This window comes from Mesorhizobium sp. 10J20-29, assembly GCF_054130485.1.
Genome location: NZ_CP199156.1, coordinates 2,529,904 through 2,546,048, shown reverse-complemented (window position 1 = coordinate 2,546,048; position 16,145 = coordinate 2,529,904). Strand labels below are relative to the sequence as shown.

The 16,145-nt window shown below is 57.7% G+C and carries 11 protein-coding genes; 2 read left to right on the top strand and 9 right to left on the bottom strand.

The window, feature by feature from the left end:
- The first annotated feature begins 46 nt into the window (after positions 1–46).
- On the top strand, positions 47–1,363 hold the full coding sequence (locus ACT2BZ_RS12165; protein ID WP_457935423.1) for an aspartate aminotransferase family protein: 1,317 nt from the start codon (positions 47–49) through the stop codon (positions 1,361–1,363).
- A 283-nt stretch (positions 1,364–1,646) separates the two neighbouring features.
- Here ACT2BZ_RS12165 and ACT2BZ_RS12160 read toward each other — a convergent pair whose 3' ends face one another.
- Positions 1,647–2,444 (bottom strand): glutathione S-transferase family protein, encoded by a 798-nt coding sequence (locus ACT2BZ_RS12160; protein WP_457935422.1) that lies wholly within the window; start codon positions 2,442–2,444, stop codon positions 1,647–1,649.
- 155 nt (positions 2,445–2,599) lie between these two features.
- Between ACT2BZ_RS12160 and ACT2BZ_RS12155 the strand changes: the two genes are divergently transcribed.
- A complete protein-coding gene (locus ACT2BZ_RS12155; RefSeq protein ID WP_457935421.1) occupies positions 2,600–3,547 on the top strand; it encodes an ATP-grasp fold amidoligase family protein in 948 nt (315 codons plus the stop codon).
- A 127-nt stretch (positions 3,548–3,674) separates the two neighbouring features.
- Here ACT2BZ_RS12155 and ACT2BZ_RS12150 read toward each other — a convergent pair whose 3' ends face one another.
- The 8 genes from ACT2BZ_RS12150 to ACT2BZ_RS12115 all read right to left on the bottom strand — a co-directional run bounded on the left by ACT2BZ_RS12150 (position 3,675) and on the right by ACT2BZ_RS12115 (position 16,133).
- Positions 3,675–4,250 (bottom strand): helix-turn-helix transcriptional regulator, encoded by a 576-nt coding sequence (locus ACT2BZ_RS12150; RefSeq protein WP_457935420.1) that lies wholly within the window; start codon positions 4,248–4,250, stop codon positions 3,675–3,677.
- A 69-nt stretch (positions 4,251–4,319) separates the two neighbouring features.
- A complete protein-coding gene (locus ACT2BZ_RS12145; RefSeq protein WP_457935419.1) occupies positions 4,320–4,931 on the bottom strand; it encodes a hypothetical protein in 612 nt (203 codons plus the stop codon).
- Positions 4,932–5,446: 515 nt separating this feature from the next.
- Positions 5,447–8,239 carry an EAL domain-containing protein gene (locus ACT2BZ_RS12140; RefSeq protein ID WP_457935418.1) on the bottom strand — a complete coding sequence of 931 codons (2,793 nt, stop codon included), beginning with the start codon at positions 8,237–8,239 and terminating at the stop codon, positions 5,447–5,449.
- A gap of 87 nt (positions 8,240–8,326) precedes the next feature.
- Positions 8,327–9,088, bottom strand: a complete 762-nt coding sequence (locus ACT2BZ_RS12135; protein WP_457935417.1) for a FecR domain-containing protein — start codon at positions 9,086–9,088, stop codon at positions 8,327–8,329.
- Positions 9,089–9,600: 512 nt separating this feature from the next.
- Positions 9,601–11,883 carry an HYR domain-containing protein gene (locus tag ACT2BZ_RS12130; protein WP_457935416.1) on the bottom strand — a complete coding sequence of 761 codons (2,283 nt, stop codon included), beginning with the start codon at positions 11,881–11,883 and terminating at the stop codon, positions 9,601–9,603.
- A 483-nt stretch (positions 11,884–12,366) separates the two neighbouring features.
- Positions 12,367–13,920, bottom strand: a complete 1,554-nt coding sequence (locus ACT2BZ_RS12125) for a Ppx/GppA phosphatase family protein (RefSeq protein WP_457935415.1) — start codon at positions 13,918–13,920, stop codon at positions 12,367–12,369.
- 1,023 nt (positions 13,921–14,943) lie between these two features.
- Entirely contained in the window at positions 14,944–15,348 is a 405-nt protein-coding gene (locus tag ACT2BZ_RS12120; protein ID WP_457935414.1) for a group II truncated hemoglobin, read from the bottom strand.
- Between the two features lie 239 nt (positions 15,349–15,587).
- Positions 15,588–16,133 carry a nucleoside-diphosphate kinase gene (locus tag ACT2BZ_RS12115; RefSeq protein WP_457935413.1) on the bottom strand — a complete coding sequence of 182 codons (546 nt, stop codon included), beginning with the start codon at positions 16,131–16,133 and terminating at the stop codon, positions 15,588–15,590.
- Positions 16,134–16,145 lie beyond the last annotated feature (12 nt).

The following is a 16,145-nucleotide window of genomic DNA, read 5'->3' as shown; positions in this document are numbered from 1 at the left end:
CCTCCATCGTGGAGGAAAACGAACCAGCCACGGGAGGATCAACATCGTGCCAACGCTCTACGAACGAGATTCGGGCGCTTTATCGGCCATGTCGAATCTTCGCTTCTTTCCATTGGCGGTGACCGGTGGCATGGGAGCCTATCTATTCGACGAAGACGGGAAGAAACTCCTGGATTTTTCAGCATCGTGGGGCTCAGCTGGTCTCGGCCATTCGCATCCGGCCGTAAGAGCATCAGTTCAAAAAGCTCTCGAGAGCCAGGCCGGGGCCAGCTATCTGTCAGCAGCAAATCTGCACACAGTTCAACTGGCTGAGAAACTTCTTTCTATCGTGCCGAAACGTGCTGCGGGTCGCGTCTGGCTAGGCCATTCGGGTTCGGATGCGAATGAGACTGTAGCGCGCGCTGTGGTGGCTGCAACAGGAAGACCCCGCATCCTTTCATTCCATGGGGCCTACCATGGCGGCACCACTGGCTCGATGGCGATATCCGGGCATCCGGTCCAGTCAAGTGTTCCCAGAGCGAATGGACTAACACTGATTCCATACCCCGATGCCTATCGGGACGGTGGCGATGAATCGGCGTCGAAATTAGCGCTCGCTCAATTGGAGCTTTGCTTAGCCAACCATATTTCTCCTTCCGAGGTGGCGGCACTCTTTATCGAACCGATCCAGTCTGACGGAGGCATGATCGTTCCTCCAGCCAGTTATTTTGAGCAGGTTCAGGAGATCTGCAGGCGTCATGGTATCCTGATCATCTCGGACGAAGTGAAAGTTGGCCTGGGACGCAGCGGGAAATTCCACGCCTTCGAGCATCTCGGAATTGACCCAGACATCGTGGTGCTTGGAAAGGGGCTGGGAGGTGGGCTGCCGATTTCTGCAGCAATAGGGCCAGACTACATCATGAACCATGCTGCGGCTTTCTCTTTTCAGACGACACACGGAAACCCAGTGTGTGCCGCAGCAGCATTGGCAGTGCTCAACACTATTGAACAGGACTCACTCACTAGGAATGCGTCTGAAGTCGGCAATCACCTAATGGAAGCCCTTCGGGACCTGCGCCAGAAGCACCGCCTGATAGGAGACGTGCGAGGACGAGGTCTAGCGATAGGTATTGAGCTCGTCACCGATCAGATGTCGCGCACTCCTGCCAAGGCCGAGGCAGCGATGACAGTTTATCGGGCATTCGAACTTGGTTTGGTGGCCTACTACGTAGGGACCAAGTCTAACGTAATAGAACTAACGCCGCCGCTGACTCTGACCATTGCTGAAGCGAATGAAGGGCTGACAATTCTCGATCGTGCGTTGTCTGATGTAGCGCTGGGCAAAGTGGATGCAGATGCGTTGAAGATGTTTCAGGGCTGGTGAACGGCCGCCGGGCTCAGCCAACCCTCTTCAACGCTGCTCACATATGCTGAAAGCTGGTGCTGCCTCTAGAATGTCGGCAGCAACATCGTTTCGAAACCTGTCTCGGATTCTGAGAGTGTTCGAAGGGAGCCAGAGCACGGCGACGCGCAGATTGCGCGTCTACCCTCAGCTGTTTACTCCGATCGCGTTTGCCGCAGTCGCTCATAGGTCATGCGATCGCGGTAAGGACTGCCAAGAGAGCGCTGTCCAGTGGGCAGCACTTTGGCGAGGAGCGCATCTGGCATTAGACAAGCCCAAGCGCGTCGTCCGACGCGCTCCCAGCAGAGGTATCTCTTGGTGGCCACGGACGGTCTTGCCAGCGAGGCTCGAAAACGAAGCTCGATACGCCACGGCCTTCAACAAGTGCGCCATTTCCTGCACCGAGGGCGTAATCATAGTAAAGCTTTACGATTTCCTCCTGCGTCACCTGAGCCGTTGCTGGATGATCCATGCACGCCTGGCGCCAACGCCGGACGCGTTGGTAGTCAACTTTGTCAGGAAGATCGAAGTTCTCATAATACTCGAGAAACCAGAAGCGTTTGAAAATGGGAGCAAACACGGCTTCGGCGAGCCCGAAATCGTCGAAAAGGAACGTGCCTTCTGCGTTATGCTCCACGAGGAAACCGTCGATGTCGCGATATAGGCCGAGAAGCCTGTTCCGGTGGTCTTCTCGCTTTGCTCCCTCCTGGTTCATCACGAAGAGATAGCCGGCCGTCGTGAATGCCCCCTCACGGGCTATCAGCATTGATTCGACTGCATGCTCCAACGGGTCCGCACGGCGAAGTTGCGAACCAGGTATTACCTCGTCGAGGTAGCGCAGGATAACCAGGCTTTCCTTTAGGATGGCCCCGCTAGGTGTTTCCAGAACAGGCAGGGCGGTGGTTCCACGGGTTTTGGCCAATAGCTCCGGGTTCCGGGGCTTGGTGATATCTACGACGCGGAATTCGACTGCGTCTTCTTGGCCGCGGAGAGCCAGCAAAATCTCAAGACGCTGGGAGAATGGGCAAACGGGGATGTGATAGACTACATGCTTTTCAGACATTGGTTCAGTCCAGCGTTGGTCCAGTCAAGGAGAAATTTGTGACGCGCAACAGACACGTCGCTTGCGGCCTGTCTGGCATCTCAGGCTGATGTCGCAGAGAACACTTTGCCATGGCGAATACTCGAAGAGCAACCGGGCCGATGTCAGGAGATACCATGATACTCTCTCTGGTTGATGTCTGGGTCCGGCTGCGCCATCCGAAACAGGTATGGCGCGAGTTGCGTCGTTGTCGGCGGCTGCCTGCAATTGCAGATCCGCGCACGGCCAACGAGAAGTTCCTGTGGCGGAAGATCTTCGACCACGACCCACGCATCGCGATGAGTTGCGATAAGCTGGCAACCAAGGATTTTGTCGCTGAACGATGTCCGGACCTGAAGATCGCAAAGGTGCTCTGGTCAGGAACCGATCCGGGTGCGATCCCCGACGACGTCCTGCGCGGCGACGTCGCGGTGAAGGCCAGCCACGGCTGCGGCTACAACTACTTCGTCCATGGGGGCAGATACGATCGCTCAGCCCTTGAGCGCCAGGCGCGGAAATGGATGCGCCGGACCTACGGCCGACAGCATGGCGAATGGGGATACTCCCACGTCAGGCACCGACTCTTTGTCGAAGAGATGATCACCGAACCCGGTGGGGGCATGGTGCAGAAAGAGGTCAAGCTACTCATGTTCGGCGGCGAGTGCCGCTTAGCTGTCCTCATCGAGGACCGCTACAGTCACGGAGAGGCCGCGGTATTCGACGGGCAGTTCAATCGGCTAAATACCTCTAGCGGCGTCGGCTTGCCAGTTTCCCATAGTGAACTACCTCCCAGTATCGTTGAAATGCTGCGCGCGGCGCGACTGCTCAGCCGAGACTTTGACCATATGCGCTGTGACTTCTATGACCGCGACGGCTCAGTCTGGTTCGGCGAGATGACCGCCTACAATCTCGGCGGGCACATGGTATATCTCGGATGTGATCCGGCAAGCGACTGCGCAAGATCATGGGACATCAGGCGCTCCTGGTTCCTCACGGCTCCGCAGAAGGGCTGGCGGCGCCGTTATGCCGAGGCCTTAAAGCGTCGTCTGAATGTGCGGCACGGGCCGTTGGAGAGCTTCGGATAGAGAAACGGCTGATCGTTGTGCAGTCCGCCAACAGCCTCTACCAATACCAGATGGATAGTGACAGGCTGGCTACGGCGCAAGTCCGTCGTCGCTTTCCGGGGCGGAGTTGCCCTCCGATGTGTTGACTCTAGGCAGCCTCGCTCGGCAGGCTCTTCAGCTCAATGGGCGAAGGCGAACGATCGTTCATCGGGAGTCCGGCCAGCAGTTCTTCGACGAGGAACGAACCCAGTTGCTGCCGGCTGGATAGTCCTGATTTGCGAAATACGGAGTTCATCTGGCTCTTGATGGTCGCCGTAGTTGTGCCCCGAAGCACGGCAATCTCATTGTTGGTAAAGCCCTTCATTGCATAGATGGCCACTGCCTGTTCTGACGGAGAGAAGTTCCATTCCTCGAACAGTGCAAGTAAATGCGTCTGAAAGTTGCCTGAAACGACTTCTATCTGGCGACCCATGCGACTGATGCGACGAAGGCTGAGGCGCAGAAAGATGCCACTGACCAGCACGCCGACGATAAGACCAGCGCTGGCGAGAACTTGAATGTATTCCTGCCACATCCACGGAATTGGCTCGCTTCTCAGACCCAATATGTCCGACCAAAGATCGCCAACAAAGAACAGTGCGCCGAGCGCCTGCACGGCAAACGCGAGATAGAGAAGCCTGACACGGTTAGCCCGAAGTGATCCGCAAATCGCCGGGTCATGCATGCGTCGAAATCCTCTTCAGATCCTGCGGATCCGCCTCCACCCCACCGGGAGGGAGGCGGATCGTGGCGTCTAGTTGCCGATGCCCAAGCCGCCGGATACGCCGCCGGAGACACCGCCCGAAGCGCCACCAGAACTTCCGCCGGAGGAGTTGCCTGACAATCCGCCGCCGACGGCGCCCGATACACTAGTTGAAACGTTGCCCGTCACCGAACCCCCGTTGGTGCCTGCGGTGGTCCCAGCAGAGCCACCCACTCCAGTCGACACGTTGCTGCCAAATCCGAGAATGCTAAGGAGACCGCCATCCGCGGGGCTCGGCTGAGTAGCGACTGCGCCGGACACACTTGTTCCCAGAGTTGCGCTTGCTGACCCTTCAAATAGCTCCGTGATAACGTCGCTCTTGATCTCTCCGGTTGCCCTACTCACAACGATCTCGCGCTGGTGCTGCCGGTTGTGTGCGGTAATCTGAACCCTGCCCAAGAATGTGGTCTTGGTCGAATCGATAACATAACCGGCGGCCTCGAGGTTGGCCATTACATCAAGATAGGATTGCTGCTGCGCAACTAGCGTGAAACTGCCGTCCACAACCGTTCCGGTGGCGGTCTGGGCTAGCGCCAAGTTCACCGGTGCCGCGGCAAGCAGAGTTGCCACAGCTAGGGTGCGATTGAGGTTCAGAATATTCATCGTTCGTTCCTTTCACGTGACGCCATTCGACTCAACGAGAATCCGTCGAGGGTCGGAGGAAATAGGGACCCATCTGCCGCACCGGAGCCATCGTAAGAAGGGCGGAGTGCCCCAGTTTGCAACTAAAGTTTGACTGGGTCAGCGGATCCGCGCGGCTTGGAAGGAGCTCACCGCTCTTGCCAGACTGCCAAGTTTCCGGGCACGCCGAGTGCGGCTCATGAGGAGAGATGCCGATCGATGCAAGGTCGCTTCACGGGAGCAGGTCAATGGGTCGATACGATGCCGTGTTACTGCAGCAAGAGAATGCATCCGGGTCGGTCGGCTTGCCAATTTCCGCAATTCCGATGTCGGGTTGAAGGGCCTTTTGCCGTCCTTTCAGGGATGCGCGCGTTGCCCCCAGGTCGGAGCGATTGTCATCCGAGGATGGTCGACCAGATCGACGATGCGGAGGTGGCAGTCGCACTGTAGCATACGAAGCTCATTGTGTCCGGAGATGGTCGCGGCTTCGATCCCGCTCATGCACGTCCCGCTCTTCGCTCGCTGAGTTGCATCTGGACAGGTTTTCTCTCGTCGAGAAAGTGCCGGAATTCTTCCTCCGTAATGGCCTTCGAGAACAAGAAACCTTGTCCTTCGTGACAGCCGAGCAGTCGCAGGATCGAGATCTGTTCGTCGCGGGCGATCCCTTCGGCCATCATGCGCATGCCGAGGCTCTCTGCGAGTGCTGCCACAGCTCGCACGATTGCGACTGAGCCAGGGTCGTTTGGAACGCCGACGATGAACGATCGATCGATCTTGATCTTGTTGATGGGGAATTTCTGCACGTAAGAAAGTGATGAGTAGCCGGTGCCAAAATCATCGAGCGCGAAACTGACGCCCATAGCTCGGACCTTTTTCAATGTAGCCTTTACCGACTTGTTCGCAGTCAGAAACAGCGATTCTGTAATCTCGAGTTCAAGCCGCTCCCCTGGCAGTCCGGTTTGATGGAGGATCTCTGACACTGTAGCGGCAAGGTCGTCGCGGGTGAACTGAACAGACGAGACGTTGACAGCGACCTTGATGCTGTCGGGCCAGCGGGTGGCGGCGGCGCAGGCCTTTTCCAAGATCTTGCGTCCGACTGCTTCCATCAGGCCAATCGATTCAAGCACCGGGATGAACTCGGCTGGTGAAACGTAGTCGCCGCAAGCGCGCTGCCAACGCACGAGGGCCTCTGCACCAATCACCCGGCCGTCATCAAGGCCAATCTGCGGCTGATAGTAGACGTCGAATTCGTCCTTCTTGAAGGCTTCCCACAGGTCGATCTCGAGCTGACGGCGTCTTTCGAGATCGGTAACCATTGCTGAATGGTAGACAAAGTAACAGTTGCCGCCGGCTTGCTTGGCTTGATGCAGGGCGGTGTCCGCCTGCTTGAGCAGGGAAAGTGCGTCCGTGTCGCCGGGTGTCTGGTTGGCGATACCGACACTCATGGTGATCACAGCTTGGCGATCTTCAATCTGATATGATTGGGCATCGGGTCTTGCCAGTTGTTCGGCGATCGCGACGGCGTGCCCCCTGGTGTCGGGACCGCTGAGCAAGATGGCGAAGTCCGTTCCTCCCAGTCGCGCGACGACACTGCCTGAAGGAGCGATTGTCGCAAGCCGACCCGCAACTGCGCCGAACAACTTGTCACCAAAACTCTGGCCGAGAGTGTCGTTGACGGACTTGAACCGGTCGAGTTCGATGCAAATCATGGCGCACGGCCTGGTGTCCGTGGCTTCCGCGAGCAGTGCTTTGGCCTGGTCCTCGAACTGGTTCCTGTTGGCCAACCCGGTCATTGGATCGAAGCGCGCGAGATAGGCCATCCTGACTTCGGCCTGCTTGCGTTCGGTCGCATCGACGAAAGTCAGGCAGGTGACGAGAACGTCCGGGAGGTCGCTACCTTTTGCATCGACACCGCCACTTAACCAGGAGGGCGTAACTACCACCTCGAATGTCCGCGAGCCGCCGAACGACGTGACCTCGACTTCGCGGGGTCTACCGCGAGGTGCCTGTCCGGGCACAGGTTGAACACCGGCGAAAGCAGACGCAAGTTCAGGGGGCAAAACGTCAGTGACGCTCAGGCCCACCAGATCGCCCTCCTTTGCAAGGAGTGCCGCGGCTGCCTGACTGGCGGCAAGGATCATTCCATCCGCATCGACGACCAACACACCGGCAAAATTGTCGGCGATGATGCGGTCGAGTATCGTCTGGACGTTGGCCTTCTGTTTGCGCTGGACGATGATCAGGATACGCCGAAGATCGATCTCGCGCAGGAGCGTCAGGAGCATCATACTGCCAAGAGCTACCTGCCAGGCAGCGGTCCATACTTCAATAGGGAAGAAGCTTTGGACGGAGAGGGCAGCAAGTTCGATCAAGATGGAAGTGCCCACAAGAACTGAGAGCTTGCTTCTCCATCCTCGCTGACGGATCAGAAAGAACACCACGCCAAGGATAAGCAGCAGTCCAAAAGCGCTGGCGAGGTCACCGGTGTCGGACAGGGCGCGACCCTGCATGATACTTTCCGCACCAAGCGCATGCAGCGCCGACCCCGTTATAAAGCCGTGGACTGGCACATTGAAAATGTCGCGAAGTTCTGTTGCTTGCGCGCCGACAATTACCTTCTTGCCGGCGATCCGATCCCTGGTGACATTTCCTTGGAGTAGATCCAGAACCGAAACCCGGTCGAACTGGTCTGCCCGGATGCCAAAGTCCACCCGAAACGCATTGTCGCTATCAGACATGCCGCCAGCAAGGAGGGTCGACAGGGACGGGATCGATGCATCGGAAGGCGCGCTCGCATACTTCAACCACCGGATCTTTCCATCGGCATCCGGCATCACATTCACACTTGCGACCCAGGCATTTGCCGCGAACCGATCGATTGGTCGGTTCTGATGCAGGGGCGCATCAGAGTTTTCGGCTGTGGCTCTTTGATCGAACGCGACAAGGATCACCGGTTGGCTTGCCCGCTTCAACGCCGCTTCGAAGGCTGCGTCCTGGTCGGGAGACGATGGTGCGCTGAAATCGATGTCAAAGGCGATCTCAACGGCGTCCAATGTCGTGAGACGATCGACAATGTCGGCGTGAATCTGGCGCTGCCACGGCCATTGGCCGAGACCGGAAATACTCCTTGCGTCGATGTCGACCAGAACGATATCTGCTGTCGGCGCGCGGGAAAGAAGGCCCATACGCCAATCGGCCAGCCGCTCGTCGAGTGGCCTTAGCCAATTGCCAGTGACAGCGGCAACCGCAAACAAATAGACAAGCGCGAAGGCAATCGCTCGCTTCAGCAAAAAGGGGCTCCGGTTGAACGAAACGACGCGTTGGGGCCAGCCAGTCGAAACCTGTCTGGATTTCCTGCGCTCGCTACGATTTCCTGACTAGCCGTCGCAGTCGCCATCACAATCGCCGTCATCGCCGTCATCGCCGTCATCGCCGTCATCGCCGCCACCGCCGTCATCGCCGCCATCGCCGCCATCATTGTTGCCATTCCTACGCTTGCCGTTGCTTCTGTTGCTGCGAGCTTCCGACGAGTGCTCTTTGCCCTTGCCCACCGAAGTGGCGGCTTTGCCGGTATTTGCCGACGTGCTGCGGCTAAGAGAAGACAAGACCTGCTTTGCGGTGGCACGGTCGACAATAGCTGCACGTGGGACGCCGGGCATGACCGGCTGGATGTCACCGACGCCGTCGATAGAGATGCCCGTGAACGAATTCACATAGCCTCGTTGCCCGGGTAGAATATCTACCGTTTCACCGGATTTGAGGTTCTTCACTTCCACGCGACCACGATAGACACCGACATTGGCTCTTCGATTGCGCACCTGGACGGTGAATTTGGTTCCCTTAACCACGGCCGACAGGTAAGGCGTCTCGACCGAGAAATGTATATTCTGCCGACGGTCTACATCGACTTGGATTTCTCCTGAACTCTGGACGATTGTGGTCATCCCATTTTTCTCGGCCGGCAAAGTAACAACCGTGTTCGGAGATACGATCATTGTCTGGGACCCACGGACGATCGCTGCCTTGCCGTTTTTCTCCGTGACAATGACCGCTCCGTTTTCCAGAACTAGGCCTCTTGAAAGCGATGCAAGTTGTCCGGTGCCTTGCTGCACGAATGCTCGACCGGTAGTCTGGGCCACACGCCAATCTGCTGAAATCGATGTGCAAACCAGCGCCAATAATATTGCCGCGCAGAGGGGAATAAGTCGGCTTATCCGATTGAACATTACGATGCCCGCCCATCAGCAGAATATTGTGCTTGTGACAAAGCACGAATATTTTGCAGGAAAACCAGTAGAGCGTTACAGCATTTTAATGAATTTTCCCTTTATCGGGGCCTTGGCTGGCATCCGATGAGGCAACAGGACCGATGTCTCAAGACTCGCTGATCCTGCCTCTGGTGAATTTGTGGGTCCGAATGCGCTACCCGAAACAGGGATGGCGCGAGGTCCGTCGTTGCGGGAGGCTGGCGGCTATCGCTGACCCGCGCAGGGCGAACGAGAAGTTCCTGTGGCGCCACGCCTTTGACCACGATCCCCACATTAGCAAGACTTATTACAGGCTGGCGGCCAAGGCTTTCGTCGCCAAACTCAGTCCGGAACGATGTAGTGACACGCCTCTTGATCTGATCAATTAGCCCTGAGCCCTGAGCCTAGAATTGCTTAGCAATTCTGACCTTACCGCCCCAAGCGCTGAAATCATTGCTGCCAATACCGTCGTAAAAGGCGGAGCTCGAAAAGCTGAAGCCATCAACAATTTGGGCCGATAAACCGACTTCAGCCCTGGCACGCAGACCTGTTTCCGCGAGCCCGAGATAGTTGGGTGAACCAGTAGCGGCCGAGTTTTCATTCGCAAAGTTCCAAATGCCTTCGAGCCGGAATACCAGAGTTCCAACCCCATCGTCGATCGGGGGCAAATCGACGGTAAAGGTCGGACCGAATTTCAGTTCGCCAACGGAGCTATCAACCGACGGGATCGGGACATTTAGACTGTCGAGATAGGGATGTGTCGTTTCGTTGAAATAGTCCAACCTGACTTCTGGGCTGACTTTCCAAGCGCCGACATCGAAATCCCCAATCATGGCGACGCTGACCAGCCACCGTTCGGCGTCGAAATCATCGGTGTAGCTGTCAAACGGGGCAATCGCATTGAACGATTGCCCCCATGCCCCGCGCGCGTCGAAATACAACTGGTCGGATATCCGGGCGGTCATGTAAGGGCCGATCATATAGCCGGAGCCTGACGTTGCTCGTTGCTCGGTCCAATCACCCTGAAACCCTATTCCGAAAAGCAGATTTCGGGTGACGAGATAGTCAATGCCACCGTGGAGAATTCCGAACTTACCATTGCCGCCGACGCCATCGAAATTGGCGATTGTGCCTTCCAACCAAATGTCAGTTCTGTATCGCATAGGGTCGCTGGCCGAAGGGTCTGGTTGTCCATCGTCATCAAACGTCTGGATGGACCTTTCCCACGAACCACTAGGCTCAGCCCCGAACTTCGATTCTGCAAAGCCTAACAATGTCGAAGATAATGGGAGGTCACCATCGGTCAGAGGTTCCCTCTTTTCACCTCCGTCTTGGGTCGGTTTTTCATCGGCCGTCGCATTACCGTAGGCTGCCGTTTCGGTTTGCGACTTGCGAAAGCTATAGGAAAAGGAGGCCCTATCGTTTGATAGTCGGAGCGACATCGGGAAATGTCCACTGGCATAGGAAAAGTTCAAGGCGGTCAAACCACCATTATTGGCGTAGTCGCCGGTCAGCCGTTCGATCCTACGGTCACGATCCGGTCCATTCTGGAGAATGAGCTTCGCGCGGTTTTCGAGGAACGCCCCAATCTGCGCCGTTGTTTCTTTGACGGAATCTACCGAGGATATTGTGCAAGTCACCTGGGCCCCGGAGGCAAGGGTTACGCTGCCGGTCATGTCTTCAATGTCGATTGAGCTGGCTGGGTCGTTACATTCCGCCCCAGTAAGGCCAAATCCCGGGGGGACTGAGAACGAAAAGGCATAATTTCCGGGACGAATTGGAATCGGTCCTGAAGTTCCGAACCCCGAGACGACGGATACTGTGAAATTAAAGGCCCCCTCATCCGACGTGAACGGGAAGTTGCCGTCTGCTGCACTTTCGACAACCAGAGTAAGTGATCCAGGGGCAATCTGAGTGACCAAAACCGTGAACGATTGCGTGCTTGAGTTCCCGGCAATGTCCTCGGCCTGGTAGCTCACAATCGTCGACCCAAGCGGAAACGATGAGCCCGAAACAGGGCCGGCAGTTTGCGTAACAATGACCGAACCTGAATCGTCGTCGGCTGCCGGTTCACTCCACGAGACCACTCCAGTGGTGGCTGGGTAGTCAACGTCAACCGAAATGTCGGATGGGAAGTCGGTGAACTCAGGGGCCGTGATGTCACTGTCCGGATACGTTAAGTTGAACGACCCAGTATGATTGAACCAGCCATCCACCTGGATATGGTAGATTGTGCCTGCGGTAGCCAAGAATGTGATCCGCGCGCTCCTGCCGCGCCGCCAAGCTTCAAAGCCGCAGCCATCCGCATCGTCATTGGCAGCGATGGTTGTAAGTGCATTTACAGCCGCCCCGGTAAAAGCGGCCAAATGCGAATCAAAAGACCCATCAACACATGTGTCGAATGTCACAACTCCGTCGGCGGGAGCCCTCCATCGATACCAGACACTGTTCAGGATCGAATTATTCCCGGGGTTCGGTTCACCGCTTTCCCCGGTTGCGCCAACATTCGTCCCTGCCACCACCCCGGCAGGCCCGGACAGAAAGATGGCATTTGCGAAATTGTCGTTTGCTGATTGTGCCCCGGCCTGTGAACACACGATCAATAGCAGGCCGATCTGCAGCCCCCATGATGTGAGGATATTTTTAGCTCGGCGCCGCCAACCGACGGGAAAGTTCTTCAGGGACACTATTCCAACCCAGTCGGAAATCGACCAGGTTTCCAGTGAAGCGGAAGAGACGCGCCGAGCATGCTGCTGTGGCAGCGGCTAGTGCGTTCCTGGAGACAGGTCGGGGGTAAAAGACACTCCAACATTCGGTGTCCTCGATCTCGCGTCAAAAATCCGCGATCGATACAACTGCAGTGACCAAGAGACCTGACGCAATTATGGTTAACTAAGGGTTAAAGTTCCGCTGCGCCGTGTTGACGGTCCGCCTCGAAACCGGACCACTTTGCCCCAGTGTCTGATCCATACACCGGGGCACGGATGACGACGCACCCACGATAGATATCAGCGGTCCTGTCGTTGCGAGTGGCAATCGGCGGTTCTGCTTGAGCTTCGAGATCGTTCTTGACTACCACGCTCAGCATTTGCCTTGCGTCCCGAGCCTTCACTTGTGACTGCGGGTGAAGCTAGACTGGGGTCAAAAGGATCAATCTCGTGCCTATATGGTCAAACAGTAACATCAATTATTTCGGCGCCGTCTACCCCGACCGCTTTTGCCAGTTGACGCATGCGCGTATGCACAGCCTCGCTATCAGGCACGTTCTCGGAATCCAGAACCTCGAGCCGAACCGCATCTGCATCGATGCGTAAGCGGCATCTCGCCAAGATCTCAGGCACGCTGGCTGAAAAGCGGTGGCCAAGTAGTAGAGCGCGGCCGAGGATTTCAGCGCGCTTCCGCATGCTGGCATGTAAGCTGATCGTGCCGGACGCATCTTCGGCGTCGTCGATCTTGCCGCCATAACGGGTCATGATCGTGAGTGCCAGAAACTCACGTTCCGGGTGGGTGATCCCGATAAAAGGAAACTGCAAGAGACGCAGGTAGCTATCGATTGCTCTCACTTTGGGATGATCACGCCAGGAAATGTCGGACAAGGCACAGGCGGCGAGACGCAATCGGCGCTCGGATTGTGTCTCGCCGGGGAACAACTCGTTCGTCCAAATGGCGAGCGCGGCGCTGAATTCGGGAACCCGCGACGCGGGTAGCCCTATCGCCTGTGCGCCTTCCAGCAACGGATCCCGATACTGCTCCTCACTGTCGAGCTGTGCGTAGAGCCAGCCTTCTCTCAATCCGAAGGCAGAGAAAACGACGCGTTCGGGTTTCAGATTCTTTAGAACGCGTGACATTACCAGTGCGGCTGCGGGAAGCGTATCTACTCGCCTGCTTGGCACGTCGGGCAGACCTGCGACTTCGTCGGCAGACATGCGCGCGATTTTCTTGGCGAGAGAACGAATTTCTTCTGCCGAAATGTCGTAGCCATGGACGACGCTTATCGGAACCTTGTTCATGGCGATATGAACCCGAGCGATCGCGCGCCAGCCGCCACCGACTACATAGAAAACCGGCTCCGTCAGGAGGGGAGGCAAACTCTGCTCAAGAATGTCGTCGATATACTTCTTCGCCCCGTCGCTTGACTCCTCCATGATCTTCTTGATCGGCAGGGCGCCAAGCGGCATGCTGGCTGAGCGCTCACCGACCTCGGCGCCAATGACTTCCGCTACCTCCAAGCTGCCGCCGCCGATATCGCCGACCAGCCCCCGTGGCTGATAAAAGCCTGAAATGACGCCAAGCGCCGTATAGTGTGCTTCCTCGGCGCCTGAAAGAATCTTTGTTTTGAGACCCGTGGCGCGCTTGATGGAAGCAATAAACTCGGCGCCGTTTGCAGCTCGACGTGTCGCTTCCGTTGCAATGACGTCCACCCGTTCAACTTCCATCACCTTGGCGATGGAGCCGAACCTGCGAATGGCATGCAAAGCTCGCGCAGTGGCTTTCTCTGAAAACTTTCCGTCCTCGCCTATGTCGGCGCCAAGCCCGCACAATGACTTCTCGTTGAATCGGGGAAACGGCGCGCGACTAAGATCGTCATAGATGACTAGCCGTATGGAGTTCGAGCCGACATCGATCACTCCGAAATGCTTCTGTGCCTTTCCCATTGTCCGCTTTGTTTCGATGTCCACGACGCGCGGCTCGTCGATCTTGGGTTTTGCGGAACGGGCGATCATTTGTTCCTCCAGGCTGGCGATTTACGCCATTCCGATAGTGGCACCTCGATGACACGGTGGTCTAGGCCCGAGTGAACGCCGTTCGCTGCATGCTTTGGCGTGCAACGACCTCGAAACCGAGGTCGACTTTTGGCCGCGGCGGCCGACTGCCCTCAATAGTTTCGTCCATAATGACAACGCAATCCTGTTCGTGCGAGTGCGGTGCGTGAGGACGCTTGTTAGCGGTGGCAACGCGCCGGCGATCGTCGCAAAGCCGTTGAAGAAGCGGATTCCGAGTGAGCAGCTGCCTACTCCGGGGACTGTGTGTTTTGCATGCGCATTGATTTCACTAGCAAATCTTGGCACAACGAGGCACCAATTTTACATCTATCCTCTTGAAATCATTGAAATTCTCTCAGCTTCCCAAGCTGAACGCGCGGGTTCGATTCCCGCTACCCGCTCCAGCCAATGCGTTGCCTTTTCCGGGCGCTATCCACTTCAGTACCACCCGTCGGCCATTGCGGATTTGCGTACCGCCACGAAGGCCGGCGTCGATGGCGGGATCGATCGGCGGCGGAATAGTCCGCCAGCATTGATTTTCACGATCCGCGGCGCGCGCTGGCGCCCCAGGGGCGCGAGCCATGACTGGAAAGCAAACGCTCGCAGGATGTGATCGAGGCGCATGTCGACGCCCTGCGCGGCACACCGTGGCTCGTCGGCTTTTCTCCTGCCCTGCCTTCGCGACCGGCCGCGCCGAGGCCATGGCGCTGGTTGAGACCGAGGGGCCTGGCCTCGGCGATGGACAAGCTGACGCTGCTTTCCGACCGCAGCGGCAGTGCTGCCTGGGCGGACTGGCACCGCGCCGCCGACCTGCCGTTCAAGACCCGCGACGCGGTACTGACGATTCCCGATCCGAACGTGCGGGTGCAGGCGGTGATCGACGGCGAGGGTATCGCGCTCAACGACGTTCTGGTGGGGTGGCGACGGATCGCGGTTGGCTGTTCCGGCTGTCGCCGCACCAGATCGACGACTACGGCTAGTGCGCTAATCCATGTTGCGGGCGCTTTCCGCGGCACGCGTCAGATGGCGCATGAGTTCGTCGGCCAGGGCCGGCGAGAGACCTACAACATCAACGGCTTGGGCCATGCATTTCAGCCAGAGATCCCGCATCTCCCTGCCGATCGGAACGTGCTCGTGGATTTCTTTCAGCCGGGTATGACCATGGTTCTGGAGATAGTAGGCAGGCCCGCCGAGGAAGCCCGACAGATAGTCGAACTGTTCGATCCGGGAGTGGGCCACGCCGTGCCCCCTGAGATGAAGCAGGTTCAGGTCGCGGGCGTATTCCTCGGTTTCGATGATGTCATAGAAGGCCTTGACCAGCGCACGGACACCCTTGTCCTCGCCGATCCGCTTGTAGAGCGATGCCTTCGGGTTCGCAGTCGCCTCCATCGTGCCTGTGCCCCGTGCTTTAACGAGGACGTTGTCGCGTCCGAATGCCGACCTTAGACCGGACATTCACAAAGTATCTGGCCCAGCCCGACGATTTCTTTGGCAGAGGCCGGATCATTTCATTGTCGCGGGGCCGGCGGCGGGGCGGTGCCCGACATGGCGGACGCCTATCAACTGAATTGAGAGGAAGGCGCGAGGACGATGGAGGCGTGCCTCCCAATCCTCGCGCCAGGGCCCGGTCATGCGGCAGAAGGCCCATCCGGCTCATCATCCAGGCGGACCGATCCGGCAGCGGCGATTGCGGATTCGCCGTAGTGGGCACCCCGTATCAGCCGCAGGGCCGGCTTGCGCGACATTGCCGCCATGCCGCCGCCGAGCAGTTCCCTTTCCCGCTTCGCCGTCTCCGGTTGGTAGATGACATTGTCCAGCCGTACCGTTTCGCCAAGGCCGTCATGGCCCGGGTAGCTGAACGCCTGCCCCGCCGTCAATCCAAGGAGCGCAAGGCCGCGGAAGGTGGTGATCGGCAGGAACATCCCCACCGACCCGTCCATGCGGTCGTGGGATAGGATGCGCGTATCCGGGTCCCGCCCGTCGACGCTGAACAACACCCGGCTGCTCAGCGTTGCGACATTGCCGGCTACGTCGTCCCAGAAGACAACCAAAGCAGAGTCGATCTTGCGCCGCAGCAGCGGAGCCATCGGATCGTCCATGCCGAGGCAGCGGTCGAGCATGACTTCAAGGATCGTCAGATCCTTGGTGGTTAGGACGCAGGCATCTTGTGACATAGCAGTTCTCCT

What these genes read in the sequence shown, in the direction of transcription:
- ACT2BZ_RS12160 (WP_457935422.1), bottom strand. Translation starts at nt 2,444, where the DNA reads ATGTCTGAAAAGCATGTAGTCTATCACATCCCCGTTTGCCCATTCTCC.
- ACT2BZ_RS12155 (WP_457935421.1), top strand. Translation starts at nt 2,600, where the DNA reads ATGATACTCTCTCTGGTTGATGTCTGGGTCCGGCTGCGCCATCCGAAA.
- ACT2BZ_RS12150 (WP_457935420.1), bottom strand. Translation starts at nt 4,250, where the DNA reads ATGCATGACCCGGCGATTTGCGGATCACTTCGGGCTAACCGTGTCAGG.
- ACT2BZ_RS12145 (WP_457935419.1), bottom strand. Translation starts at nt 4,931, where the DNA reads ATGAATATTCTGAACCTCAATCGCACCCTAGCTGTGGCAACTCTGCTT.
- ACT2BZ_RS12125 (WP_457935415.1), bottom strand. Translation starts at nt 13,920, where the DNA reads ATGATCGCCCGTTCCGCAAAACCCAAGATCGACGAGCCGCGCGTCGTG.
- ACT2BZ_RS12120 (WP_457935414.1), bottom strand. Translation starts at nt 15,348, where the DNA reads ATGGAGGCGACTGCGAACCCGAAGGCATCGCTCTACAAGCGGATCGGC.
- ACT2BZ_RS12115 (WP_457935413.1), bottom strand. Translation starts at nt 16,133, where the DNA reads ATGTCACAAGATGCCTGCGTCCTAACCACCAAGGATCTGACGATCCTT.